General features: G+C 68.8%; 2 protein-coding genes. Both read right to left on the reverse strand.

The window, feature by feature from the left end:
* Positions 1-1,176: AAA family ATPase (locus ACN675_RS28940; RefSeq protein ID WP_420754082.1), on the reverse strand; the 1,176-nt coding region annotated here is incomplete at its 3' end.
* Between the two features lie 150 nt (positions 1,177-1,326).
* The coding region (locus tag ACN675_RS28945; protein WP_420754083.1) for an NlpC/P60 family protein at positions 1,327-2,105 on the reverse strand (779 nt) is incomplete at its 5' end.

A 2,105-nucleotide genomic window follows, 5' to 3' on the forward strand; every position in this document is an offset into this window, starting at 1 on the left:
CGCCGGTGCGGGAGCCGGCGGGTTGGGCGCGTTGACCTGCGGGGCGACGTGCGGCAGGCCGACGGTCTGCAGGATCCGGTTGATGATCTGGTCCGCCGTGACCTCGTCGGCGAGCGCGTCGTACGACAGCACCAGGCGGTGGCGCAGCACGTCCGGGATGACATCGAGCACGTCCTGCGGAACGACGTAGTCGCGGCCGCGGACCAGGGCCAGCGCCCGGGCCGCCGAGATGATGCCGAGGGTCGCGCGCGGCGAGGCTCCGTAGGCGATCCAGCCGTCGACGTCGACGAGGCCGATTTCGGCGGGGGCGCGGGTCGCGAAGATCACCCGCACCACGTAGTCGACGAGCGCGTGGTGCACGAACACCCGGCTGGCGACGTCCTGCAGGCGCAGCAGTTCGGTGTTGTCGAGGATCTGCTTCGGTTCGGGTGCGGACACACCCATGCGGTAGACGATCTCGCGTTCCTCCTCGACCGTCGGATAGTCGACGAGGACCTTGAACAGGAAGCGGTCGCGCTGCGCCTCGGGCAGCGGGTACACGCCTTCGTTCTCGATCGGATTCTGGGTGGCCATCACCAGGAACGGTTCGGGCATGGGGAACGTCTTGCCGCCGATGGTGACGTGCCGTTCGGCCATCACCTCGAGCAGCGCGGACTGCACCTTGGCGGGCGCGCGGTTGATCTCGTCGGCGAGCAGGAAGTTCGCGACCACCGGCCCGAGCTCGGTGTCGAACTCCTCGCGGCCCTGCCGGTAGATGCGGGTACCGACGAGGTCGGTGGGCACGAGGTCCGGGGTGAACTGGACGCGGGAGAACGAGCCGCCCACCACCTTCGCGAACGTCTCCACGGCCAGGGTCTTGGCGACACCGGGAACACCTTCCAGGAGCACGTGGCCCTTGGCGAGGACACCGACGAGCATTCTCTCGACGAGCCGGTCCTGGCCGACGATGACGCGCTTGACCTCGTAGATCGCTCTCTCGAGGAGTTGCGCGTCCGAAACCTGGCCGGTCGTGGCGGGCGGCTTCGCCCCGTCCTTCGACAGGGCCGGAGCCGAACCCGAGCCCTGGCCGGCCGGGCCCTGCGTGGTCGCACCCTGCTCGGTCGCGCCCTGGGTATTCGCGCCCTGGGCATTGCCCTGGGTATTCGTGCCCGACGTCCCACCCTCACGTGAGGTCACCAAGAATCCACCGCTTTCGCCTAGGTCGTTCCGCTGGAGATCACATTCGGGCACCACTATTCCAGGTGTGGCTGCCCGGCGCCGCCACCGTGCCCCGCACGTGCTGCCCGGCAGGGACCGGCAATCGGGAAATGCGAGGTCACGCGGCTGTCACGACACCATCCGCACCACATACGGCGTCATTCCGGCCCAGCGAACCGGGGAGATCTTCACGTGCGAACCCGATTGCGGGGCCTCGAGCATCTGTCCGTCCCCGAGGTACAACGCCACGTGCTGGCTCGCGTTGGGACCGTAGAAGATCATGTCGCCGCGCTTCATCTCCGCCGACGGCACCTGCTTTCCGGCTGTGTACTGGTAGCCGGTGTAGTGCGGCAGGGAGATCCCGATGCCCGCGAACGCGTAGATCATCAGTCCGGAGCAGTCGAAGCCGACCTTGTTGTAGTCGCCGTAGCTGTCGGCGACACCACCGTCGCGGATGCCGCGCGTGGGGCCGTTCTCGTCGCCGCCGCCCCACGCGTAGGGCACACCGATCTGCGACATCGCGCGATCGATCACGGTTTCGACGGCGGCGGGGCCGGTGATCGTCGTCCGCGGGGTGGTGCGGGGCTTGGACTTCGGCGTCGACGGCGAGACGGAACTCTCGTCGATCGGGTCGCCGGGGTCCGGGTTGCCCCAGTCCCGGCCGCTGCTGCGCGGCGCGTCGGTGTCCTCGGTGTCCGTGCTGTCCCCGCCGCCGGAGCTGTCCTCGGTGTCCGTGTCGTCCTCGGTCGAGGAACCTCCGGTCGACGAATCTCCGGTGGAGGAATCCCCGGTCGACGAATCCCCGGTCGAGGTGTCGTCCTCGTCCTCGTAATCCGGCAGCGGGGTTTCGGCGCCCGCCCAGTCACCGGGGTCGACGCGATAACCGTCGATCTGGGTGTGGGGGCGCT

This window comes from Rhodococcus sp. O3, assembly GCF_048897285.1.
Lineage (GTDB): Bacteria > Actinomycetota > Actinomycetes > Mycobacteriales > Mycobacteriaceae > Rhodococcus.